21 protein-coding genes are annotated in these 24019 nt (G+C 65.0%); 12 read left to right on the forward strand and 9 right to left on the reverse strand.

Annotated elements, in window-relative coordinates; all coding sequences use genetic code 11:
- Positions 1-68: 68 nt before the first annotated feature.
- The gene (gene otsB / locus BSQ44_RS02755; RefSeq protein ID WP_072601829.1) at positions 69-833 is read right to left on the reverse strand and encodes a trehalose-phosphatase; all 765 of its coding nucleotides are present in this window, start codon (positions 831-833) and stop codon (positions 69-71) included.
- 110 nt (positions 834-943) lie between these two features.
- On the opposite strand from otsB, the gene BSQ44_RS02760 reads away from it, so the two are divergent.
- Positions 944-1264, forward strand: a complete 321-nt coding sequence (locus BSQ44_RS02760) for a hypothetical protein (protein ID WP_072601830.1) — start codon at positions 944-946, stop codon at positions 1262-1264.
- An 89-nt stretch (positions 1265-1353) separates the two neighbouring features.
- Here BSQ44_RS02760 and BSQ44_RS02765 read toward each other — a convergent pair whose 3' ends face one another.
- Positions 1354-1641, reverse strand: coding sequence for a hypothetical protein (locus BSQ44_RS02765; protein ID WP_072601831.1), 288 nt, complete (start codon positions 1639-1641; stop codon positions 1354-1356).
- Between the two features lie 282 nt (positions 1642-1923).
- Here BSQ44_RS02765 and BSQ44_RS02770 point away from each other — a divergent pair, with 282 nt between their 5' ends.
- The 7 genes from BSQ44_RS02770 (at position 1924) to BSQ44_RS02800 (ending at position 14098) form a co-directional block, all read left to right on the forward strand.
- Entirely contained in the window at positions 1924-3969 is a 2046-nt protein-coding gene (locus BSQ44_RS02770; RefSeq protein WP_083534939.1) for an alpha-1,4-glucan--maltose-1-phosphate maltosyltransferase, read from the forward strand.
- Positions 3966-7271, forward strand: coding sequence for a maltose alpha-D-glucosyltransferase (treS, locus tag BSQ44_RS02775; protein ID WP_072601832.1), 3306 nt, complete (start codon positions 3966-3968; stop codon positions 7269-7271). The genes BSQ44_RS02770 and treS overlap by 4 nt, the downstream gene beginning before the upstream one ends.
- Positions 7268-9478, forward strand: coding sequence for a 1,4-alpha-glucan branching protein GlgB (glgB, locus tag BSQ44_RS02780; RefSeq protein ID WP_072601833.1), 2211 nt, complete (start codon positions 7268-7270; stop codon positions 9476-9478). The genes treS and glgB overlap by 4 nt, the downstream gene beginning before the upstream one ends.
- Positions 9479-9485: 7 nt before the next feature.
- Positions 9486-11555: a glycogen debranching protein GlgX gene (glgX, locus tag BSQ44_RS02785; protein WP_072601834.1), complete on the forward strand. Its 2070-nt coding sequence runs from the start codon at positions 9486-9488 to the stop codon at positions 11553-11555.
- Positions 11552-13393: a malto-oligosyltrehalose trehalohydrolase gene (treZ, locus tag BSQ44_RS02790; protein WP_072601835.1), complete on the forward strand. Its 1842-nt coding sequence runs from the start codon at positions 11552-11554 to the stop codon at positions 13391-13393. The genes glgX and treZ overlap by 4 nt, the downstream gene beginning before the upstream one ends.
- A gap of 78 nt (positions 13394-13471) precedes the next feature.
- Positions 13472-13756 carry a DUF2934 domain-containing protein gene (locus tag BSQ44_RS02795; RefSeq protein WP_157894497.1) on the forward strand — a complete coding sequence of 95 codons (285 nt, stop codon included), beginning with the start codon at positions 13472-13474 and terminating at the stop codon, positions 13754-13756.
- Positions 13757-13786: 30 nt separating this feature from the next.
- Positions 13787-14098, forward strand: a complete 312-nt coding sequence (locus BSQ44_RS02800; RefSeq protein ID WP_072601837.1) for a hypothetical protein — start codon at positions 13787-13789, stop codon at positions 14096-14098.
- A gap of 31 nt (positions 14099-14129) precedes the next feature.
- Here the strand turns inward: BSQ44_RS02800 and BSQ44_RS02805 are convergent, their stop codons facing one another.
- Together BSQ44_RS02805 and BSQ44_RS02810 are read right to left on the reverse strand one after the other, a co-directional pair.
- Positions 14130-14678: a sigma-70 family RNA polymerase sigma factor gene (locus tag BSQ44_RS02805; RefSeq protein WP_072601838.1), complete on the reverse strand. Its 549-nt coding sequence runs from the start codon at positions 14676-14678 to the stop codon at positions 14130-14132.
- Between the two features lie 173 nt (positions 14679-14851).
- Positions 14852-15508 (reverse strand): hypothetical protein, encoded by a 657-nt coding sequence (locus tag BSQ44_RS02810; RefSeq protein ID WP_072601839.1) that lies wholly within the window; start codon positions 15506-15508, stop codon positions 14852-14854.
- Positions 15509-15772: 264 nt separating this feature from the next.
- Between BSQ44_RS02810 and ku (BSQ44_RS02815) the strand changes: the two genes are divergently transcribed.
- Positions 15773-16594 carry a non-homologous end joining protein Ku gene (gene ku, locus BSQ44_RS02815; RefSeq protein WP_072601840.1) on the forward strand — a complete coding sequence of 274 codons (822 nt, stop codon included), beginning with the start codon at positions 15773-15775 and terminating at the stop codon, positions 16592-16594.
- On the opposite strand, the gene ligD is transcribed toward ku (BSQ44_RS02815), so the two are convergent.
- Both ligD and ku (BSQ44_RS02825) read right to left on the reverse strand, forming a co-directional pair.
- Positions 16595-19180 (reverse strand): DNA ligase D, encoded by a 2586-nt coding sequence (gene ligD, locus BSQ44_RS02820; protein ID WP_072601841.1) that lies wholly within the window; start codon positions 19178-19180, stop codon positions 16595-16597.
- A gap of 3 nt (positions 19181-19183) precedes the next feature.
- On the reverse strand, positions 19184-20053 hold the full coding sequence (ku, locus tag BSQ44_RS02825) for a non-homologous end joining protein Ku (protein ID WP_072601842.1): 870 nt from the start codon (positions 20051-20053) through the stop codon (positions 19184-19186).
- A 123-nt stretch (positions 20054-20176) separates the two neighbouring features.
- On the opposite strand from ku (BSQ44_RS02825), the gene BSQ44_RS02830 reads away from it, so the two are divergent.
- Positions 20177-20416, forward strand: a complete 240-nt coding sequence (locus BSQ44_RS02830) for a DUF2188 domain-containing protein (protein WP_072601843.1) — start codon at positions 20177-20179, stop codon at positions 20414-20416.
- A 98-nt stretch (positions 20417-20514) separates the two neighbouring features.
- On the opposite strand, the gene BSQ44_RS02835 is transcribed toward BSQ44_RS02830, so the two are convergent.
- Positions 20515-21087: a DNA-3-methyladenine glycosylase gene (locus tag BSQ44_RS02835; RefSeq protein ID WP_072601844.1), complete on the reverse strand. Its 573-nt coding sequence runs from the start codon at positions 21085-21087 to the stop codon at positions 20515-20517.
- A gap of 166 nt (positions 21088-21253) precedes the next feature.
- Between BSQ44_RS02835 and BSQ44_RS02840 the strand changes: the two genes are divergently transcribed.
- Positions 21254-22234 carry an SDR family oxidoreductase gene (locus BSQ44_RS02840; RefSeq protein WP_072601845.1) on the forward strand — a complete coding sequence of 327 codons (981 nt, stop codon included), beginning with the start codon at positions 21254-21256 and terminating at the stop codon, positions 22232-22234.
- Positions 22235-22244: 10 nt separating this feature from the next.
- Positions 22245-23306, forward strand: coding sequence for a DNA topoisomerase IB (locus BSQ44_RS02845; protein WP_072601846.1), 1062 nt, complete (start codon positions 22245-22247; stop codon positions 23304-23306).
- A gap of 57 nt (positions 23307-23363) precedes the next feature.
- On the opposite strand, the gene BSQ44_RS02850 is transcribed toward BSQ44_RS02845, so the two are convergent.
- Complete coding sequence (locus BSQ44_RS02850) at positions 23364-23747, reverse strand: DUF427 domain-containing protein (protein ID WP_072601847.1); 384 nt, start codon at positions 23745-23747, stop codon at positions 23364-23366.
- A 56-nt stretch (positions 23748-23803) separates the two neighbouring features.
- Positions 23804-23992 carry a DUF3008 family protein gene (locus BSQ44_RS02855; protein WP_072601848.1) on the reverse strand — a complete coding sequence of 63 codons (189 nt, stop codon included), beginning with the start codon at positions 23990-23992 and terminating at the stop codon, positions 23804-23806.
- Between the last annotated feature and the right edge of the window lie 27 nt (positions 23993-24019).

Raw genomic sequence — 24019 nt, forward strand, 5'->3', positions numbered from 1 at the left:
AATTTAAAAGTCTCCATCGCTGGTCACACCCGAAGGCCTAACCGCCTCGCGCACCGATCCGTTCCCCGCTATCGGCCCGGGCCCTGCGCCAGCCGCTTCATCCAGGCATGCAGCGCTGACGGATCGGCGAGGCGGTATCCGGCCTCCGTCGGTCCTTCCCCGATCTTCACCGACACGCCATCCCATCGCGGCATCACGCGAAAGGCGTCCTCGTCGGTCACGTCGTCACCGAAATAGACAGGGCGCCGCCCGCTGAACGGCTCTTCGGCCATGAAGTCGGCGATCACGTCGGCCTTGGTGCGACCGCTGAACTTGAACTCCAGAACCATCTTGCCGGCCAGCAGGGAAACGGAAGGATACTCCTCCGCGAGCGATCTCGCCAAGGCGACGCATTCTTCTTCGGCTGCCGGGTTGCGCCGGTAGTGCAGAGCGACGGAGGTCCGCTTCGTCTCGACCGAGGTGCCCGGGTATTCGCGCGCGAACCCCTCGACCCGCGCCGCCAGCCGATCCAGGTCGCCGGAATCGAATTCCGTCCGGTGCACATCTCCCTCGACACTCCGGCGCTCCGCTCCATGCGCGCCGCCGACCGGCAGCGTGAGCGGAGAGAGGAAGCGATCGATCGCCGCGATCTCGCGGCCCGAGATGACCGCCAGGGAACCTCCCGCGGCTTCGCCGATCGCCACCAGCGCGTCGCGGACATCGTCGCCGATCGTCACCGCGTCCGGGTCGTCGACGATCTCGGCAAGGGTGCCGTCGAAGTCGAAGAAGAACGCGGTGGTCGCCGGATCGAGCGCAATCGATGCGAAGTCCGCGGGCTCCTCGGTGTGTTTCATCGTGCCTGCTCAGCCTCGTTTCGTATCCTTGCCCCGCCGGGGATTTCCGCTGGCGGGAACCCGCAGGACGCGGCGGGGTTGTAGCCCGGAACGAGAGCGAGGTTCCACCCATGGCCCAGTTCGAACCGCATGTCATCCATCACAGCGACGCGGCGAACCCGCAATATTCCGTCCAGTTCATCGGCGATGCCGGCGAGAGCGTCACGGTCGAATGCCGGCTGAGCGCCCGGGAAGAAGCATATAGCCGCGACGATGTCGTCGAGGCCGCATACGAAATCGTTTCGCGCCTCGGCCGCCAGGCCACGGGGCAGGAGCGGCGAATGACCGCCTCCGAAACCGTTGCCAGCCGGGACGCCGGACTGAGCCGCCCGGTGGGCGAGACGGAAGCGCGGACCCACACCTCGGAAGGCGCCGACCGTGGAACCGCCTGAACGAAAATGTGTCGCCGGACGGCGACACATCGAAAATGGTATGGGAGAGGGTCCGCGACGGTCATCCGCGGACCTCTCGATCTGAATTCCTAGCGATAGGCCCAGGAACGGAACAGCGCGCCGGCGTCGGTCTCGTTGGGACGGCGCATCTCCGACCTCTTGCGCTCGGCATCGGCCGCTTCGAAGGCAGCGGCGAGCTGCTTGACGGCTTCCTTGGCGCGAACCAGCACTTGTTCCTGGCTCTCGCGTGAGCCCTCGGAGACGTCGATGGTCACGGTGGCGCCACATGTGGTGGCGAAGCGGATCGTGGACTCCGGCTCGTCGATGGCGGAGAGCGGTTTGCCCTCACCCGCGAAGCCGCGGCTCATCATGTTCATGAAATCCTCCCGGCGGTTTATTGGCGCTATGCCCGCGCAATCACACCAACGTCGTCGCGTCGTGTTTGTTCCATGAGCGAATCGAAATTTACGCGGGCCGTTCCGGCTCGCCTGATTCAAAGGGGAACTTTTGACCTGTGGTGCTGTTTCAAGTTACATTGGACGGGAGAAACTGATGCTAGGGCGACACACGAATCCTTCGAGCCACGCCTTGGGCGCCGCATATTCTGCGTTCGCCGAATCCGTCGACTCCAAGTTCCGTGCCGCACGATGAAGAGCATCATGAAGGCAGTGAGCGGAAGCCGGAGCGCCAGGAAGACGAAGACCGCTGTCCCGCAGGACGACACGGTCGGACGTGAACTCCTGCATGACCTTGCGGAGCGCCGTCTGGCGATCGAGGGGATCGACCCCGAAATCGACGGAGGCCGCTTTCCCGCAAAGACGGTCGCCGGCACGTCCTTCGTCGTCGAGGCCGATGTCTTCGGCGAAGGCCACGACGTCATCGACGCCGCGCTCCTGTGGCGCCGCAAGGGCGATGAGGCGTGGACCGAGACGCCGCTGGAATTTCTCGAAAACGATCGCTGGCGCGGCGAGATCATCTTCCCCGATATCGGCGATCACCAGTTCACGGTCATCGCCTGGCGCGATCTGTTCGGCGGCTGGGCGCGTGACGTGCGCAAGAAGATCGCCGCCTCGCAGAAGGTGAGCCTCGAAATCACCGAAGCCTCCCACATGGTCGCGGACGCCGCGGCGAATCCCCGCGATCCCGACGGCGCCTCGGCGCTGGAGAGCCTTTCGAGTTTCCTGCAGGGCGAGGGCGACGAGGAGCGCAAGCTGGCTCTGCTCCTCAGCGACGAGACGGCGGCCCTGATGAAGGCGTCCGCCCCCCGCAACAGCCTCACCCGCTACGAGCGGGTTCTCGACGTCATCGTGGAGCGCGAGAAAGCGGTCTTCGGCGCCTGGTACGAGATGTTTCCGCGTTCGCAGGCCTTCGACGTCGACCGCCACGGCACCTTCAACGACGTCATCGACCGGCTCCCCTATGTCCGCGATCTCGGCTTCGACATCCTCTACTTCACGCCCATTCATCCCATCGGCAAGACCAACCGCAAGGGCCGGAACAACACGCTGACGCCGTCCGAGGACGATCCCGGCAGCCCCTATGCGATCGGCTCCGCCGAGGGCGGGCACGACGCCATCCATCCCGAACTGGGCACGATCGAGGATTTCGACCGGCTGGTGAAGGAAGCAGCCGACCACGGGCTGGAGATCGCGCTCGACTTCGCCATCCAGTGCTCGCCCGACCACCCCTGGATCAAGGAACATCCGGAGTGGTTCGACTGGCGTCCGGACGGTACGATCAAGTTCGCCGAAAACCCGCCGAAGAAGTACGAGGACATCGTCAACGTCCACTTCTACCGGGATTCCATCCCCGGCCTCTGGTACGCGTTGCGCGACGTCTTCCTCTACTGGATCGACCACGGCGTTAAGATCTTCCGCGTCGACAATCCGCACACCAAGCCGTTCCCGTTCTGGGAATGGGTCTTTGCGGAAATCCGCGCGAAGCATCCCGACGTGATCTTCCTGTCGGAGGCGTTCACGCGGCCGAAGGTGATGAAGCGTCTGGCGAAGGTCGGCTTCACCCAGTCCTACACCTACTACACCTGGCGCAACCTCAAGTGGGAGCTCGAGCAGTACCTGACTGAGCTCACGCAGGAGGAGTGCCGGCACTACATGCGTCCGAACTTCTTCACCAATACGCCCGACATCAATCCCGTCTTCCTCCAGCAGAGCGGCCGCCCGGGCTTCCGCACGCGGCTGATCATGGCCGCGACGCTGGCCGGCAGCTACGGCATCTACAACGGCTACGAGGTCTGCGACGCGGCGCCGATGCCGGGCAAGGAAGAGTATCTCGATTCCGAGAAGTACGAGATCCGGAACTGGGATTTCGACCAGCCCTTCCACATCAAGGACGACATCCGGCTGATTAACCGCCTGCGGGCGGAGCACCCGGCGCTGCGCGACTTCACCTCGCTGCGCTTCCACAATGCATGGGATGACAACGTGCTCTATTATTCGAAAGGCGACCCGAAATCGGGGAGCTATCTCCTGTTCCACGTCAATCTCGACCCGCACAACGCACACGAGTTCGACTTCGAAGTGCCGCTGTGGGAGTTCGGCATTCCGGATGACGGATCGATCGAGGTGCAGGACCTCGTCAACGGCAACACCTTCGCCTGGTACGGCAAGCACCACAGGCTGGCGCTCGACCCGCATTCGCGGCCCTATGCCATTTGGCGTCTTCTCGGACCGGTGACCCAGGCATGAAGGTGATCAGCAACAAGATGGACGGCGCGATCGACCGCAGCCAGTCCGATTGGTACCGCGACGCCATAATCTACCAGATGCACGTCAAGGCCTTCCAGGACTCCAACGACGACGGCATGGGCGATTTCGCCGGCCTGATGCGGCGGCTGGATTACATCCAGGATCTCGGCGTCACCGCGATCTGGATCCTGCCCTTCTATCCTTCGCCACTGCGCGACGACGGCTACGACATCGCGGATTACCGGTCGATCAACCCGTCCTACGGCACCATGCGCGACTTCAAGGCCTTCGTGGCCGAAGCGCACCGGCGCGGGCTGCGGGTCATCACCGAACTCGTCATCAACCACACCTCCGACCAGCATCCCTGGTTCCAGAAGGCGCGCCACGCCAAGCCGGGCTCGGCCGCGCGCGACTTCTACGTCTGGAGCGACGCCGACACCAAGTTCCCCGAAACCCGGATCATCTTCCTCGACACCGAGACGTCGAACTGGACGTGGGACCCGGTGGCGGGCCAGTTCTTCTGGCATCGCTTCTATTCCCACCAGCCGGATCTCAACTTCGACAATCCGCGCGTGCTGCGGGAAGTGCTGAAGGTCATGCACATGTGGCTCGACGCGGGCGTCGACGGGCTGCGCCTGGATGCGATCCCCTATCTGGTCGAGCGCGAGGGCACCAACAACGAGAACCTGCCCGAGACGCACGAGGTTCTGAAGAAGATCCGTACCGAACTCGACGCGCATTATTCCGATCGTATGCTGCTCGCGGAGGCCAACCAGTGGCCGGAGGACACGCGGCCCTATTTCGGCGAAGGCGACGAGTGCCACATGGGGTTCCACTTCCCCCTGATGCCGCGCATCTACATGGCGCTGGCGCAGGAGGATCGCTATCCGATCTCCGACATCATCCGCCAGACGCCGGAAATCCCGGAAGGGTGTCAGTGGGGCATCTTCCTGCGGAACCACGACGAGCTCACGCTCGAAATGGTCAGCGACCAGGAGCGCGACTACCTCTGGCGCACCTATGCCGAGGACAAGCGCGCGCGCATCAATCTCGGCATCCGCCGCCGCCTCGCCCCGCTGCTGCAGAACGATCGACGCAAGATCGAACTCCTGAACTCCCTGCTGATGTCGATGCCCGGCACGCCGATCGTCTATTACGGCGACGAGCTCGGCATGGGCGACAACTACTATCTCGGCGATCGCGACGGCGTTCGCACGCCCATGCAGTGGTCCCCCGATCTCAACGCGGGCTTCTCGCGCGCCAATCCGCAGCAGCTCTATCTGCCCGTCATCATGGACCCGATCTACGGCTACCAGGCCGTGAACGCGGAGAGCCAGCAGCGCGACCCCTCTTCGCTGCTCAACTGGATGCGCAAGCTGATCAGCGTGCGCAAGCAGCACGCGGCCTTCGGGCGCGGCACGCTGACGCTGCTTTATCCGCGCAACCGCAAGGTCCTCGCCTACATCCGCGAATACGGCAACGACCGTATCCTGTGCGTCGCCAACCTGTCGCGCCAGGCGCAGGCGGTCGAACTCGACCTGTCGAAGTGGAAGGGCGCCGTGCCGATCGAGCTCACCGGCCGCTCCCCCTTCCCGCCGGTCGGAGACCTGCCGTACCTGCTCACTTTGCCGGCTTACGGTTTCTACTGGCTGCTCCTCGCCGAAGAGGCGGAGGCGCCCAGCTGGCATCAGCAGGTGCCGGATATCCTGCCGGAATTCATCACCCTCACCACGCGTGACGGCAAGGTCAGCACGGCGCTGTCCGGTTCGGCCGGCGCGACGCTGGAAAGCGAGGCGCTGCCGCAGTTCCTGCGCCTGCAGCGCTGGTTCGCCGCCAAGGACCAGACCATCAAGACCGCGAAGGTCGTACCGCTCGCCGAGATGGAGCGCGGCAAGCATCTGCTCGCCGAATGCCAGATCGACTTCGGAGAAGGCATCCAGCGATATCTGATGCCGCTTTCGGCCCGCTGGGGCGAGGAAAACCTCGCCTTCGGTTCGCCGACCCTCTCCTATACGTTGGCGAAGCTGCGGCAGGGCCCGAAGCTCGGAGCGCTGCTCGACAGCGTCCACGACGAGGATTTCGGCAAGACCATCATCGCGGCGATGCAGGAAGGCGCTTCCCTCGAGGGGACGGCTGGCACCGTGTCGTTCGACAACAACGGCAATCCTTCCGTCTACGCGGAGGCCGGGACGCCCCGGCCGCTCGGGGTGGAGCAGAGCAACGTCTCGATCGCCTTCGGCGATTCCATCATCCTCAAGGTCTATCGCCGGCTTCGCAGCGGCGTTCAGCCCGAAGTCGAGATGGCCCGTTTCCTCACCAATGTCGGCCACTTCGACAACATGCCCGCCTATCTCGGCGCGATCGAACTCGCCCGCGAGGGCGACGAGCCGACGGTGCTCGCCAGCGCCTTCGAATTCGTCCGCAATCAGGGCGACGCGTGGGAGGTGCTGTCCTCGGCGCTCCAGCGCGACATGGAAAACGCCGACATGATCTCGACCGCCGCTCCTGTGTCGGAAGAGGAGGAGAACGCTTTCTTCTTCCCGCTCAACCTCGGCGAGACGCTCGGCCGTCGCACCGCCGAGCTGCACCGGGCGCTCGCGACCGAGACCGACGACGAGGCCTTCAAGGCCGAGAAGACGGGCAAGTCCGACGTCAAGGAATGGGTGAAGTCCGCCCGCGCCGATCTCGACGAGATGATGAAGGCGCTGAAGTCGGCGCGCTCGCGCTACACGGATCGCACCGCCGAGATGATCGGCGAGGTCCTCGACCTGAAGGGCGACCTGTCGAAGCGGCTGGATGCCTGCCTCTCGCACACGCCGTCCGGCGGGCGCTCGCGCATCCATGGCGACTACCATCTCGGCCAGGTCCTGGTGGCGGCGGATGATATCGTCATCATCGACTTCGAGGGCGAACCGCGCCGCTCGATCGAAGAGCGCCGGGCCAAGATGTCGCCGTTGCGCGACGTCGCCGGTATGCTGCGGTCGATCGACTATCTCGCGGCCGATGTCACGCGCCGGCGCGGACCGATGGCGGTTCCGGCGGACGATCGTGCGGTCGAACGGGCCGAACTGTGGCGCCAGCAGTCGCGGGCGGGCTTCATCGAAGCCTACAATTCCGCGATCGAGGGCAGTCCCACGCATCCGGACGACGAGGCGTTCGCGCGCGATCTCCTCGATCTCTTCCTCATCCAGAAAGCAGCATACGAGGTGAGCTACGAACTTGCGAACCGCCCGACCTGGGTGGACATCCCCCTTCGCGGACTGCTCGACCTCGTCAACGACAACAATGGAGCAGCCTCATGAACGCGGCAGGCACAAATCCCTATGCCGCGCCGACGGCGGACATCAACGCCATCGTAAGCGGCCGCCACGGCAATCCCTTCGTCGTTCTCGGCATGCAGGGCGGCGGCGACGAACCCCTGATAGTCAACGTCTTCGCGCCGGAGGCCGGCGAGGTAACCGTCCTCGACCGCGACGGCAACACCCCGATCGAGAAGCTCGAGCGCGTCCATCCGGACGGGTTCTTCTCCGGCGTCGTGCCGGACCGCAAGGACCGCTTCGCCTACCGGCTCGGCATGTCGGCCGGCGACCATCGCTGGGAGATCGACGATCCCTACAGCTTCGGCCCCATCCTCGGCGAACTCGATGAATATCTCATGGGGGAGGGCCGCCACGCGGAGCTCTACAAGCGTCTCGGCGCGCATCCGGCCGAGGTCGGCGGTGTTCAAGGCGTGGTCTTCTGCGTCTGGGCCCCCAACGCCCGGCGCGTCAGCGTCGTCGGCGACTTCAACGCCTGGGACGGCCGGCGCCATCCGATGCGAAAGCGCCTCGGCGTGGGGGTCTGGGAACTCTTCGTTCCGGGCATCGGCACCGGTCACCGCTACAAATACGAGATCCTCGGCGTGCATGGCGATTTGCTGCCGCTGAAATCCGATCCGCTGTCCTTCTCGTCCGAAGTTCCGCCCGCCACCGCCTCCATCGCGTCGGGCCTGCCGAAGTACGAATGGGGCGACGAAGGCTGGATGTCGCAGCGCGCGGCGCGGCACGCGAAAACCGAACCCGTGTCGATCTACGAGGTCCATCTCGGAAGCTGGCGTCGCGGCGCCGATGGCGAGGTGCTCGACTACGACGCTCTGGCGGAACTGCTCGTCTCCTACGTCAAGGAAATGGGCTTCACCCATGTCGAGCTGCTGCCGATCAGCGAGCATCCCTTTTCGGGGTCCTGGGGGTATCAGCCGATCGGCCTCTTCGCCCCCACCAGCCGCTTCGGCTCGCCGGAGGCCTTCGCCAGGTTCGTCGACGAACTGCACCAGGCGGGCATCGGCGTCATCATCGACTGGGTCCCGGCGCACTTCCCGTCGGACGCGCACGGTCTGGTGCGTTTCGACGGCACCGCGCTTTACGAGCACGAGGATCCGCGGCTCGGCTACCACCAGGACTGGAACACGCTGATCTACAATTTCGGCCGCGTGGAGGTTTCGAACTTCCTCCAGGCCAACGCGCTGTTCTGGCTCGACCAGTACCACATCGACGCTCTCCGCGTGGATGCCGTCGCCTCGATGCTCTACCTCGATTACTCCCGCAAGGCGGGCGAGTGGATCCCGAACCGGCACGGCGGCAACGAGAACCTCGATGCCATCGCTTTCCTGCGCGAAACCAACCAGCGCGTCGCCGATCTCCATCCCGGCGCCCTTACGATCGCCGAGGAATCCACCGCCTGGCCTGGGGTCAGCCGGCCGGTGGGAGACGGCGGTCTCGGTTTCAACTACAAATGGAACATGGGCTGGATGCACGACACGCTGGCATACATCAGCCTCGATCCCGTGCACCGCAAGCATCATCACCACCAGATGACCTTCGGTCTGGTCTATGCCTTCTCGGAGAACTTCGTCCTTCCGATCTCCCATGACGAGGTCGTGCACGGCAAAGGCTCGCTTCTCGGCAAGATGCCGGGCGACCGATGGCAGAAGTTCGCCAACCTGCGCACCTACCTGTCCTTCATGTGGACGCATCCGGGCAAGAAGCTGCTCTTCATGGGCTGCGAGTTCGGCCAGGAGCGCGAGTGGAACCACGACCAGTCGCTCGACTGGCACCTCCTGGACGATCCCATGCATGCGGGCGTGAAGGCGGTGGTACGCGATCTCAACGGCATCTATCGCGATCTGCCCGCCCTTCACGAACTGGACTGCGATCCCGCCGGGTTCGAATGGCTCGGATCCGACGACGCGGAAAACAGCGTCTATTCCTTCATCCGCCGCGGCCGCAACGGCGATCCGGTGATCGTGTTGTGCAACATGACGCCCATGCCGAGGTCCGGCTACCGCGTCGGCGCGCCGAAGGCCGGAACCTGGGCGGTGCGCTTCAACAGCGATGCCGCCGAATATGGCGGTTCCGGCGCCGGTACGACGGAACCAGTAGAAACCGAGGCCGTTACGTGGCACGGCAGGCCGCAATCGCTGGAGCTCGACCTGCCACCGCTCGCAGCGGTTGTCCTCGCTCCAGCCGAATAAGGTTCCCATGCGCCGCACCAGACAGATTCAGCCCGGGACGCCGTTCCCGTTGGGCGCCCATTGGGATGGCTCGGGGGTCAACTTCGCGTTGTTCTCCGCCCACGCCACGAAAGTGGAACTCTGCCTCTTCGATGGAACCGGACGGCGCGAGCTGGAACGCGTGACGTTGCCGGAATTTACCCATGAGGTCTGGCACGGCTACCTGCCGGACGTCCGGCCGGGACAGCTCTACGGATACCGGGTCCATGGACCCTACGAGCCGTCGGCCGGGCACCGCTTCAATCCCAACAAGCTCGTGCTCGATCCCTACGCGCTGGAACTGCGCGGCGAGATTCGCTGGCACGATGCCGTCTTTGGATACCGCATCGGCCATCCCCGCGACGACCTCTCCTTCGACCGGCGCGACTCCGCCTTCGTCATGCCGAAATGCGTCGTCGTCGATCCCGCCGTGACCTGGGGACCCGACATCCGTCCCCGGATCCCGTGGGAAGACACGATCATCTACGAGGCCCACGTGAAGGGCATGACGGCGCTGAACGAGCAGGTTCCCGAGCAGTTTCGCGGCAAGTTTGCAGGCCTCGCCGATCCGAACACAATTGAGCACCTCGTCAAGCTCGGCGTCACCGCGATCGAGCTCATGCCGTGCCAGGCCTTCTTCGACGACCGCCACCTGATCGAGCGCGGCCTGGTCAACTACTGGGGCTACAACACCATCGGCTTCTTTGCCCCGGCCACGCGCTACATCTCGCCGGGCGCCGGCATCCACGAATTCAAGCTCATGGTGCGGCGACTGCACGAAGCCGGCATCGAGGTGATCCTCGACGTGGTCTACAACCACACGGCCGAGGGCAACCATATGGGCCCGACGCTCTCGTTCCGCGGCATCGACAATGCCAGCTACTATCTGCTCGGTGACGATCCGCGCTACTACTTCGACACCACCGGCTGTGGCAACACCGTGAACCTGCGCAACCAGCGCGTGCTTCAGATGGTCATGGATTCGCTGCGCTACTGGGTCCAGGAATGCCACGTCGATGGCTTCCGTTTCGATCTCGCCAGCTCGCTCGGCAGGGATCGCGACGTGTTCGACCAGAACGCTGTCTTCCTCGACGCCATCCGCCAGGATCCGGTCCTCTCGCAGGTCAAGCTCATCGCCGAGCCCTGGGACACGGGCCCCGACGGTTATCAGGTCGGCAACTTCCCGCCCATGTGGGCCGAATGGAACGACCAGTACCGCGACACGACCCGGGGCTACTGGAAGGGCGACGACGGCCAGGCGCCGGATCTCGCCGGAAAGCTGCTCGGTTCCTCGGAGCTGTTCGAAAAGCGCGGCCGCCGCCCATGGGCCAGCATCAATTTCATCACCGCCCATGACGGTTTCACCCTCACCGACCTCGTCAGCTACAACGACAAGCACAACGAGGCTAACAAGGAGGAAAACCGAGACGGCCATTCGCACAACCTGAGCTGGAACTGCGGTGCGGAAGGCGAGACCGACGACGAGCAGGTGCTCGACCTGCGCGATCGCATGCGCCGCAATCTGCTCGCCACCGTGCTGTTCTCGCAAGGGACGCCGATGATCCTGATGGGCGACGAGAACGGCCGCAGCCAGGGCGGCAACAACAACAGCTACTGCCAGGACACCGAGATGAACTGGCTGCGCTGGGAGGACGTCGGCGAGCGCGACCAGGCCTTCTTCGCCTTCGCCCGCCGCATCGTCCAGCTGCGCAAGAATCAGCCGCTGTTGAGGCAGCGCCTGTTCCTGCACGGCGATCTGGAGCGCAACGGCGGCACCACCGTCGGCTGGTTCCGGCCCGACGGAAAGCAGCTGGAGCGTTCGGACTGGGACAACCCTCACACCCATTCCTTCGCGCTTGTGCTTGCCAATGCCGATCAGAAGCTGATGATCGTCCTCAACGCGCATTACGAAAGCATGGACTTCACCTTGCCGGAGCCGATGAAGGGGGGCTGGAGCCTGCTTCTGGATACCGAGGACGATTCCCATGCCGGTCCGCTCGAAGGGCGGATGGTACGGGCCGACGCGCGTGCCCTGTTGCTCATGGAGACCCGGGCGTGAATGGGGCACAGGCGAAGGAGTTCAGAACCTTCCCGAAGAGCTGGGGTTCGGAGTTCGTCCGAGACGGCGAGGTCCGCTTCCGGCTCTGGGCTCCCGGCCTCGAAAGCCTGACCCTTCGCCTCGACGGCGCCGATGCGCCCATGGAGCGGCGGGAGGACGGCTGGTTCGAGCTTCTCGCTACCGGCGTGGAGCCCAGGGCCGAATATGCCTTCGTGCTGCCTGACGGCCACGTCGTTCCCGATCCCGCCGCGCGCGCGCAGGCCGGCGACGTCCACGGCCCCTCGCTCGTCGTCGACCCGACCGCTTACCGCTGGCGCCACCCGCGATGGACCGGCCGCCCGTGGGAAGAAGCCGTCATCTACGAGCTTCACCTCGGCACATTCACCGAGGAGGGGACCTTCCGCTCGGCCGCCCAAAAACTCGATCATCTGGCGAGCATGGGCGTCACCGCCGTCGAGATCATGCCGGTCGCCCAGTTCGCCGGCAATCGCGGCTGGGGCTACGACGGCGTCCTGCTCTATGCGCCGCATCCCGCCTACGGCTCTCCAGACGACTTCAAGTGGTTCGTCGACGAAGCCCACGCACGCGGCCTGATGGTGCTTCTGGACGTGGTCTACAATCACTTCGGGCCCGACGGAAACTACCTGTCGCTCTACGCGCCGGACTTCTTCCATCCCGAGCAGCACACCCCTTGGGGTGCCGCTATTTCCTACGAACTGGACCCTGTCCGCAGCTTCTTCGTGGAGAACACGCTCTACTGGCTCGAGGAGTTCAATCTCGACGGGCTGAGGCTCGATGCGGTCGATCACGCCGACGACGCGCTGCTTGAGGAGATCGCGGCACGCGTCAGGGCGGAGGAGTGGGGCAGGCCGATCCACCTCACCACCGAGGACAACCGAAACGTCACCCACCTGCACGAACGCGGCGAAGGCGGGAGCGTCACCGCCTACACGGCGGAGTGGAACGACGACTTCCACAACGTAACGCACGCGATCGCCACCGGCGAGGACGAAGCCTACTACGCCGATTTCGTCGATGATTCCTGGGGCAAGCTGGCGCGCTGCCTGGCGGAAGGATACGCCTACCAGGGCGAAATCTCGCCGCAGCACGGGGAGCCGCGCGGCGAGGCGAGCGCCCATCTGCCGCCCACCGCCTTCGTCGACTTCCTGCAGAACCACGATCAGGTGGGCAACCGCGCCTATGGCGAGCGCCTCGGAGAACTCACCCAGCCCAACATGCTGCGCGTGTTCTACGCCATGCTGCTCCTGTCTCCCCACATCCCGCTGCTCTTCATGGGCGAGGAATTCGCCGAGGACCGGCCTTTCCTGTTCTTCACCGACTTCCACGGCGATCTCGCCCGCGCGGTGACCGAGGGCCGGCGCCGCGAGTTCGCGAAGTTCTCCGCCTTCCACACGCTGGACGAACTGAAGACCATCCCCGATCCCAACGCGCCGGAGACGTTCGAAGCCTCCCGCCTCGACTGGCGCAAGACCGAGGTGGGTGCCGGACGCATCTGGATGGAATACATCCGCGAACTCCTCGGCATCCGCAGGCAGTTCCTCGTGCCCGCGCTCAGGAATGCCGGGGCGAACTCCGGCCGGATCGTCTCGGCGACCGACGGGCTGATCGCCATCGACTGGAATCTCGGCGGCGAAACGCTGATGATGCGCGCGAACCTGTCGGACCGCCTTCGTCCCGCCCCATCGATCGATGGCGATATCATCTTTTCCGAGCCGCGCGGCCAGATCGCCGAACCGGGAGCGCCGTTCCAGATGCCCGCGACCTCGCTTGTGACGGCATGGCGCAATGGTGCGGCCGGCAGCCCGGTGGTATCCTGATCGCCGGCTGGCATTTCCGAACAATTCGCCAGCAGCGACGTTGTGATCAAAACCGGTGAGCGACGGAGGTTTATGGGAATGGCGAACGACCGCAGCGAAGCCTTGAAGCAGAAGGCGTACGAAATCTGGGAGCGCGAAGGGCGACCGGAAGGCATGCACGACGAGCATTGGGCGCAGGCCCAGCGCGAACTGGATGGCGAGGTCGCCGAGAAGCCGAAGGCAGCGCGCAGCCGCAAGAAGCCGGCCGCCTCGGAAGAAACCGTGGCCGTGGCCGCCGAAGTGCCGGTGAAGAAGACCGCCGCCGCGAAACCGGCTGCATCGCCCGCGCCGAAACCCAAGAAGCCGGCACGCACGAAGCCCTGACCGACTGACGAACTTCAAGGAGACGACGACATGGCGGAAACCCGGATGCTGACCGGCCACGACGAGATTCGTGATTGGGCGGCCGCGAGAATGGGCGCACCCGCCATCCGTCAGACGTCGACTGCGATCGAGAACAACGAGCCGTTCCTGCTCCTCGTCTTCGATCAGCGTGCCTACGAGGACCAGGACCAGGGCCAGGACCGCCCCACGGACCTCGGTGCTCCCGAAATTGTCGAGTGGGACGAGTGGTTCGAGATCTTCGACCGCCGCAATCTCGGCCTCGTGGTGGCGAAGGATGTTCCGGGCGTACGGGAGAGCTTCCACGAAATCGTCGCCCGCTGACCGGGCGACGTCGGCGCGATAGCCGGTCGACCTAGCCGGTCTTGGACGCGTCCATCATCGAGGCGACGGGATAGATTTCCGCGCGTTCGACGCTACTCTCGCCCGACGCCTCGCCAAGTTCCTCGAGCAGCCGGTGCCGCGCGCGGTTCAGCCGGCTCTTGATCGTTCCCATCGCGCAATCGCAGATCTCGGCCGCCTCCTCGTAGCTCATGCCGAGCACGCCGATCAGCACCAGCACCTCGCGCTGCTGTTCGGAAAGCCGCTGCAGCGCCGAGGCGATTTCGTGGCGCCGCGCCGACCATTCCTGCGTCGCGTCCATAGCCGGGCTCAAAGACGCGTCGTCGGAGGCGCCGGGTGCTTCGCGGTTTGCGATCCTGATCTTGGTGTAGAAGGTGTTGCGCATGATCGTGAACAGCCACGATTTCATGCTGGTGCCGGCTTCGAACTGATGGATCTTGGCGAGAGCCTTCGTCAGGGTTTCCTGCACCAGGTCGTCCGCGTCGCTGGGGTCCCGGTAGAAGGTGCGCGCGAAGGCACGCAAGGCTGGAATGAGACTGACGATCTCGCTGTCAGGGGACATACGCCATACCCTCACGGCCTACGCTCAGCGTTGCCTTCGCCTGCCGGCCTCCAAACTGGATTGCGTCGGTCACCGCCGCCCAAGGGTGACATTAACCAGTTGAATGCTCCGGCGGCGGGATGGTTCCAGCGAAAAGCCTCCATCTGCCCGCCCCAGGGAATGCGCGGAGCGGGTCACCGAATGCTGCTCCTTTCGCGCGAAAGTTCGCGCCTGAGGTATTTTCCGATACGCCGCCGCTGGCGCGCCGATCGCAGCTGACGGGCGGCGAAGGTCCGCGGGCGCAGGACGGTTGCCCCGCTGTCAGAGCGGTCCAGGTCGAACGTTCGCTCCGCTCCCGCCATCCCATCCTCGGACATGTAGGACGCGACGATCGTTATGGTGATGGAGACCACGTCGTCCACCCGAAACGGGTAGTTCTGCTCCTCGCCTGCGCAGTCGAGGGCGCGCTGGACCACCTCTTCGTAGGAGCCGAGGTCGAGCATCTCGCTGGCCTTGAGGGGGCCCTGGAACCAGTGCGGGAGCGGGTTGCCTTCGGCCGAGCGAGTCGCGTCGAGATCGCTCAGCGAACAGACGATCGGCTCGTCCGGGCTCCTGCCGGAATTGGCCGAGACCATGACCGCCTCCACGTAGACCGCTTCCGCGCTCATGTTGGCGACGAGGCACTTTGACTTGATGGTCTGTCCCGCGCCCCGGTTGATCAGGATCTTCGGACGCCGCAGGCGGCGGTAATTGTTGTAGAGGAGCTGGAAGTAGAGCGTCCACACGAACAGCGTGAGCACGCTGGCGACCGCGCTGACCGCGCCGCTGTTTTGCTGAAACCATTCCCACATCGCCTTCACATCGCTGTCTGGAACTCCTTCTTCCGGCCGAACAGATTGGCGTCACGGATGTTCGAACGGATTGGGGAACAAACGGCACAGCACCGGGTTCGGCGTCGACGGCCGTGGAAGAGTGATCTCCCCCGCAACGCCCGCGCCGTCGCAGAGCCGGCCGGACACTCCGGCGAGGCCGGCTCTGCCCCCCTTGTCTTCGTCGCTTGCGGAACAAGCCTGCACGATGCGACGTTGCTGTCGGTTCGAAGAGGCGGGAAGAGCATGGCTCCGCGCAATTTCTGGAAGGGCTACCTGAAGCTGTCGCTCGTCACCTGCCCGGTGGCGATGACGCCCGCCACCAGCGACCGCGAGAAGGTCCGCTTCCACTCCCTCAACCGAGAGACCGGCAACCGCGTCCGCAGCCAGTACGTCGATGGCGAAACCGGAAAACCCATCCGCGATGGGGATGAGGTCAAGGGCTACCCGACGGGCGAGGACCAGTACATCGTCATGGAAGAGAACGAGCTCGACGCCGTCGCGCTCGAAAGCACCCACACGATCGACATCGAGACCTTCGTGCCGCGCGATTCCATCGGCTGGATCTGGCACGACAAGCCCTACTACGTCACGCCCGACGACAAGGTCGGCGAGGAAGCTTTCTCCGTCATCCGCGACGCCATGCGCACGACGGACATGGTGGGCATCTCCCGCGTCGTGCTGTTCCGGCGCGAGCGTGCCGTGATGCTCGAACCTTGCGGCAAGGGAATCCTCGCCTGGACGCTGCGCTATGGCGACGAGGTGCGCGAGGCGAAGGATTATTTCCAGGAAATCGACCGCGACAAGCCGGACCAGAAGCTGATGCGCCTGGTCAAGAAGCTGATCGAGGAGCGTACGAAGGACTGGGACCCTTCCATGGTCGAGGACCCGGTCCAGGACAAGCTTCTCGAGATCATCGAGGCGAAAAAGAAGAAGAAGCCGGCCAAGGCGAAGAAGGGCTCCGCCAGGGCGGAGCCGCAGGAGACGCCGAGCAACGTCGTCTCCATCATGGACGCGCTGAAGAAGAGCGTCGAATCCGAGAAGGGCAAGCGCAAGACGAAGTCCTGATCAGGCCGCTTTCTTGCCCTTGCGCTTCGGGCTCTTGCCGAGTGGCACTTCCGCCTTCCGGAAATCCGCCCACGGATCGGTCTCCAGGTTGGCGAGCCGCGCCGGCGCGTTGGGCACGGTGAAGTAGGCCGGCCCGATCTCTCCGGAAAGTTCATCCCAGGCGATCGGCATCGACACCGGCGCGCCGGCGCGTGCGCGGGTGGAGTAGGGCGCCACCGCGGTCGCTCCCCGCCCGTTGCGCAGGTAGTCGATCAGGATCTTGCCGCGCCGCTTCGACTTGGTCACGGTGGCCACGAAGCGGTCCGGGCTGTCGCCCGCCATGGAATCGGCGATCCCCTTCGCGAACGCCTTCAGCTCGTCCCATCCGACGGAGGGCTTGACGGGGCTCACCACGTGCAGGCCCTTGCCTCCCGACGTCTTAAGGAAGCACGCAAATCCTTCCGCCTCCATGCGCTCCCGCACCTCGTTCGCCGCCTCGATCACCGCCTGCCATTCCACGCCGTCGCCCGGATCGAGATCCATGACGATCTGGTCGGGGCGTTCGAGGTCATGCAGCGAGGCCTGCCACGGATGGATTTCGAGCACGCCGCCCTGCGCTAGCCCGATCAGCCCGTCGAACCCGTCGATCGCCACGATCGGCTGGCCGGACTTGTCCTTCGGGTCGTGGACGGTGAGGATGTTCGAACTCATCCCCTTCCAGGCATGCTTCTGGAAGAAGCTCTGCCCGTCATAGCCGTTCGGGCAGCGCAGCAGCGCCAGCGGCCGGTTGACCACCAGCGGCGCCATGAACCGCCAGGCCTGGCTGTAATATTCCGCCAGCCCTTCCTTCGTCACGCCGGCATCCTTCCAGTAGATGCGGTCGGGATGCGTGAGCTTCACCGTCCAGCGCGGCAGCTTTTCCTTGGAAGCCGCCTTCTGTTCGCGCACGATCTCCGCCGGCGGCTTGTCCTCGCGCAGGCCGCGGAACGAGGCATGGCGCAAAATGCCGTCGGCGGTCCAGGCCCGGAACTCGACCTCCGCGACGAGCCGCGGCTCGACGAACTTCACGCCCCGCTTGGACGCCGCGTCGAGAGGCGCATCGAACGGTGACCTGTCCCGCCGGATCGCGTCCAGCTTGCGGAATAGGTCTTCGGCCACCTTGCGCGAGAAGCCCGTGCCGACGCGCCCCGCATGCACGAGCTTGTCGCCCTCGTAATGCCCGAGCACCAGCGAGCCGATCGCGGTGTCGGACGTTGTCGACGGCACGTAGCCCGCGATCACGAATTCCTGTCGGTCCGAGCATTTCGACTTGATCCAGTCCCGGCCGCGGCCGGAGCGGTATTTTCCGTCGCGAAGTTTCGAGATCACGCCTTCCAGGCTGAGCCGGCAGGCGTGGCGCAGGATCATCTCGCCGTCCTCCTCGAAGTGGTCGCTGTAGCGCAGGCTCTGCGGCGCGTTGGCGATCAGCTTCGCCAGCCTCTCCTTGCGGTCGATCAGCGCGGCCCCGCGCAGGTCATGTCCGTCGAGGTAGATGAGGTCGAAGGCATAAAACACGAAGCGGTCGGAGCGGCCTTCCGACAGGTCGGCCTGGAGCGCGGAAAAATCCGAAGCGCCGCCGCCGCCTTCCACCACGAGTTCCCCGTCGATGACGGCCTCCGACGCCGGCAGGCCCGTGAAAGCATCCGCCACCGCGGTACCGAACTTCTCGGTCCAGTCCAGGCCGCTGCGCGTCAGCAGCCTGACCTTGCCGTCGGCGAGCTGCGCCTGCAGGCGATAGCCGTCGAACTTGATCTCGTGGATCCAGCGCGTCCCGGCCGGCGCCTCGGGCCGCAGCGTCGCGAGTTGCGGTTCGACGAAATCCGGCCGCTTCGCCTTGCGGCTGCCTTTCGGGAAATCCTCCGCGGCGGGCTTTTCGGCCGCTTCCTTCTTGCTGGTAGCCGGCTTCGCCTTTGCGGCCGCCTTCCCGTCGGTATTCGCCTTCGCCGCCGGCTTGCCAGTCTTCTTGTCGAGCTTTCCGGATTTGGACGACCAGCCCGGCGCTTCCTCGGCGATTTCGGGAATGTCGCGGCCGGTCTTCACCGATTTCGGCGCCTCTTCCAGGATGTCGGGATCGTCCTCCTCGCGGGCGAATTCATCGTCGCTTTTGATCAGCAGCCAGTTGTCGCGCTTTTCGCGCCCGCGCCTTGCCATCCGCACCAGGTGCCAGCGCCCGTGCAGCTTCTCGCCCGAAAGTTCGAATTCGAGATGCCCCTTGGCGAGGCCCTTCTTCAGGTCGCCGGTCGGGCTCCACGTGCCGCGGTCCCACAGCAGCACGGTGCCGCCGCCATATTCGCCCTTCGGAATCGTCCCCTCGAACTCGCCGTATTCGAGCGGATGGTCCTCGGTCTGTACGGCGAGACGCTTTTCGCCCGGCACGAGGCTCGGACCCCGCGTCACGGCCCAGCTCACCAGCACGCCGTTCATTTCCAGCCGGAAATCGTAGTGCAGCCGCGTGGCGTCGTGCTTCTGGATCACGAAGCTGTTGCCGCCCTTCGATGCCTTCGCGGCACCCTTCGGTTCGGAAGTCCGTTCGAAGTTGCGCTTCTGATTGTATGTCTCGAGCGCCATGGATCAGCTTGCCTTCTTGCGCTGCTCGGCCTGGCCGCCCTTCGCGGAACGCTTCGAGGAGGAGGTTTTCTTGCCGCCGCTCTTCTTGCCGGCCGCGTCCGTCGCCGCCGCGCTCTGGCGCAGCGCCTCCATGAGGTCGATCACCTTGCCCTGCGGCTTGCGTTCGGGCGCCTTGATCTCGCGGCCCTCCATCTTCGCCTTCACCAGTTCGGCGAGCGCCGCGTCGTAGCGGTCGTCGTATTCGTCCGGCTTGAACTCGCCCTTCTTGGTGTTGATGATGTGCTTGGCGAGATCGAGCATCTCGCCCTTGATCGTCATCTCCGGGATGTCGGAAAAGGCCTCTCGCGCCGAGCGCACTTCGTAGTCGAAGTTCAGCGTGTTCGCGATCAGCCCCGGCCCCTGGGCGCGCAGCAGCACGGTGCGCACGCGGCGGAACAGCACCGCGCGCGCCAAGGCGGCGACGTTCTTCGCCCGCATGCCTTCGCGGATGACGGCGAAGGCCTGCTCCGCCGCCTCGTCGGCCGGCGCGACGTAATAGGGCTTGTCGAAATACACGGTATCGATGTTGGGACAGCTGAGGAACGTGTCCACGCTCAGCGTCTTGTCTCCCTGGGGAACGGCCTCCGCGATCTCATCCGGCTCCAGCACGACGTACTGGTTGTCGGCCACCTCGTAGCCTTTCACCTGGTCGTCGCGCTCCACCGGCTTGCCGGTCTCCTCGTCGACATACTGCCGTTGCACCCGGTTTCCGGTCTTGCGGTTGAGGATGTTGAAGGAGATCCGTTCGGAGGTGGAGGCTGCCGCATAGAGCGCCACGCCGCAACTGAGTTCGGCGACCTGGAGATATCCCTTCCAGACTGCTCTTGCTGCCACGGTGGTTCCCTTTCACCGCCGGTAACGGCGTCGGGCGTCCATTGTTCCTGAAAGCCGCCACAGGAACAATCGTCTCCTCTTCCTGTTCATCAGACAATCGAAACCGCAAGGAAGACACAGACAATGGCCCGCATCACTTACGAAGTCGTCGAGCACGATGGCGCCTGGGCCTACAGGGTCGGCGACGTCTACTCCGAGACCTTCCCCTCTCACGACGCCGCGGCCGAAGCGGCCGAGCGCGCCGCCGCCGCGCACGAGCAGGCGGGGTCTGACGAAACCATCGAATACGAGGACCAGTCCGGCACCTGGCACGAGGAGCGGGCGTCTGGTGACGCTCGTCCCCAGACCGATGTGAAGGAATGACGGGCGCCTACCGCAGTTCGGGCTTCGTGATCAACGCGGTTCCGGAGCAGAACGCCATTGCATGACGCGGCTCCGAAGGCGCCGCCCACCTTAGACCCTTACCGCCCGGACGTCTTCGGAAAGGCTCTGCTTACGAACTTCGATCCGGCAAGGCCGAAGCGCCAGTCCTGATCCCGGGCCTTGCTGATCCCGATCCGCGTCCCGGTCACCACCGCGTGCGACCTGTCTGGCGGCTCGAGCCGCAGCGAACCGTGCGCCAGTGGCAGTCCGTTGTGCTCGCCGCCGATCGCCAGCGCCTGGCACAGTTTACCCGGTCCCGAGCAGAGCGAGCGGACATCCTCCATGCCGCGCCTCCGGATCATCGCCGGAATGCCGCTGACCGGCTCCAGCGCCCGCACCAGGACCGCCGAGCCCGGGCGGCACACGATGTTGAAGCACCAGTGCAGCCCGTAAGAGCGGTAGACGTAGGCGTGCCCGGCGGGACCGAACATCGCGGCATTGCGCATGGTCTGCCCGGAATAGCTGTGCGAGGCGGGGTCGTCCCGGTCGTAGGCTTCCGTCTCGACGATTGTCCCGCCGACTCCATCCAGCGACAGCGCCGCGCCGATAAGGTCCCGCGCCACTTCTGGCACCGGCCGGTCGAAGAATGCGTCATCGAACGCCGCGCTCACGACGCGTCCTTTCGCGGTCCCCGTTCCTCTCTCCTTTGACTCGCCACGACTGCCTCTCCTGGAACACCCGTCGGGAACAAGGCTGGCCCAAAACGATTTCTGACGTCGAAGACCAACGACCACGGCGGCGGGCGTTCCCCCGCCCCAGAACCGAGGGACAACCATCATGGCCAACGGCGAGTTTCGCAAGGACGCAGCCGAGGAAGTCTCGAGGCAGCGCTCCATCCAGCGGCAGGTGGACAAGGCGGACGCCGATCGCGGCAACGGTTCGTCCGACGACGCCATGCAGGCCGGCGCGCGGGAGTATCCCGTCCCGCCCTTCCCGAAGCAGCATCAGCCAAAGCCCGGCGACGAAGCCGCGCTCGACCCGGCGCCCATGTACGATGCGCCTTACTATCTTGGATCGAAGAAGCTGGAAGGAAAAGTCGCGCTCATCACCGGCGGCGATTCGGGCATCGGCCGTTCCGTGGCCGTCCTCTTCGCCCGCGAGGGCGCCGACGTCGCCATCGTCTACCTGAGCGAGGACGACGACGCGGAGGAGACGCGTCTGGCCGTCGTCGACGAAGGCCGCCGTTGCCTGCTCATCGCCGGCGATGTGACGGAGGCCGACTTCTGCCGCCAGGCGGTGGACAAGGTGGTGGGCGAGTTCGGCAAGCTCGACGTCCTCGTCAACAACGCCGCCTTCCAGTACCACGCCTCCGATCTCGGCGATCTCACGGAAGAGCATTTCGACACGACGCTGAAGACCAATCTCTACGGTTACTTCCACATGGCCAAGGCCGCCGTGGACCACATGCAGCCCGGCTCCGCGATCGTCAACACCGGCTCCATCACCGGCATCGACGGCAGCAAGGAACTTATCGACTACTCGATGACCAAGGGCGGCATCCACGCCTTCACCAAGGCGCTGTCGTCCAACCTCCTGCCGCGCGGCATCCGCGTCAACGCCGTCGCGCCCGGCCCCGTCTGGACGCCGCTCAATCCCTCCGAGCGCCCGCCCGAGCAGGTCGAACAGTTCGGCGCCGGCACCAAGATGAAGCGTCCTGCCCAGCCGGAGGAGATAGCCCCGGCTTACGTCTTCTTCGCTTCGTCCCATTGCTCCAGCTACATCACCGGCGAGATCCTGCCGATCATCGGGGGATACTGACCTGCGCCGCATGGACACCATACCCACCGCCAGCGCCGCGCGCGAATTGTCGGCCGCGCGGGCGGACCTCGCCTATGTCAGCGACATGGAGCCGGGCATACGCCGCCGGCGCGTCGGCAAGGGCTTTACCTTCTTCACGCCTGAGGGGCAGCGTCTGGCGGTGCCGGAGACCATCGCTCGCATAAAGGCGCTCGCCATACCGCCGGCCTGGACTGACGTGTGGATCTCGCCCGATCCGACCGGCCACATCCAGGCGACCGGCCGCGACCAGAAGGGACGCAAGCAGTACCGCTATCATCCGGGATGGACGGCCTGCCGCGACGAGGCGAAGTTCTCCTCGCTGGTCGATTTCGCCGGCGCCCTGCCGCGCATCCGCGACCGGGTCGACCAGGACCTGCGCATGCGGGGCACCCCGCGCGAGCGCGTTCTCGCCTCCATCGTCTGGCTGCTCGACAACACGCTGATCCGCATCGGCAACGATGCCTATTCGCGCGAAAACAAGAGCTTCGGCCTGACGACCCTGCGCCGCAAGCACGTGCGCATCGAGGGCCAGCGCATCCGCTTTTCCTTCGTCGGCAAGTCTGGGCAGGAATGGAAGCTGCAGCTTACTGATCGGCGCATCGCGCGCATCGTCGGCGCCATCGAGGAACTGCCGGGCCAGCACCTGTTCCAGTACCTCGACGAGGAGGGCACGCGGCGGCCCGTCCACTCGCACGACGTCAACCGGTACATTCACGAGACGGCAGGGCCGGACTTCAGCTCCAAGCACTTCCGCACCTGGTCGGCCACCATCTTCGCCGCCGACATGTTCGCGCAGAAGGAGTACCCGTCGACCAAGCGCGAACTGGCCCGCACCACCAACGAGGTGATCGACAAGGTCGCGGCGCGGCTGCGCAACACCCGCGCCGTCTGCCGCCGGTGTTACATCCACCCGATCGTCATCGAGAGCTGGGAACAGGGAAAGCTGTCTGAAGAGATTGCCGAGATCCGTCGCCACACCCGAAAGCCCCTCCAGGGCCTCGACGAGGACGAATCGACCGTCCTGCGCTGGCTGCGCGCTCGCCACCAATAGACGTACGGCGAGCGGCTGGAGCCTTGAACATCAGCTTTTTGTGCGAAGGCTGGGGCTTCAGCGCGGCCAGTGCACCTGATGCTCGGTGTCGGGCTCTTCCACGGCCTCGACATTCACCTTGCCCGGATCGAAGGCGCCATACGACCGAAGCTCGCTGTAATCCACGGTGGGCGCATCGAAGGCCCACAGCACGTCGTCGGCGGACTCGCCGACCGCCGTGACGTTCCAGAACCGCGCCTCGCCTTCTTCCATCTTCCGGGTCGTGGGCGACTGCTTCAGGAACTCGAAATAGATGTGTTCGAATGGGACATAGTAGAGCGATGCCCGCCCAGGCTCCTCGACCACCATGGCCTTGCCCGTCGAGGCAATGATGGCGTCGCTGAACATCACGTTCACCTTGCCCTTGAAGGGCCGTACCGTCTTCGTGGCTGTCGTCTGCATCTGCTATCCGATCTCTGAAATGTGTTCGGTCGGGTGGCGCGGCCCGTTCGTCCGGGTCAGGAATCCGACTTGTGCTCCGGCTTTCCCTTGCGCTTGGTCGAAGCCATGTCGTGCAGCTCCTTCTCAGACATGGATTTCTCCATGCCCTTGGAAGCGCCCTTGAGTTCGCTCTTCTTGATGTCGCCGCGCTTGGCGGCCAGCGCGGCCCCGGCCGCCTTCTGCTGGGATTTGGATTTGGCAGGCATGCGAACCTCCGCTACGTGCTTGCCGTG

Origin of the sequence: Aquibium oceanicum, from assembly GCF_001889605.1 — a bacterium.
Lineage (GTDB): Bacteria > Pseudomonadota > Alphaproteobacteria > Rhizobiales > Rhizobiaceae > Aquibium > Aquibium oceanicum.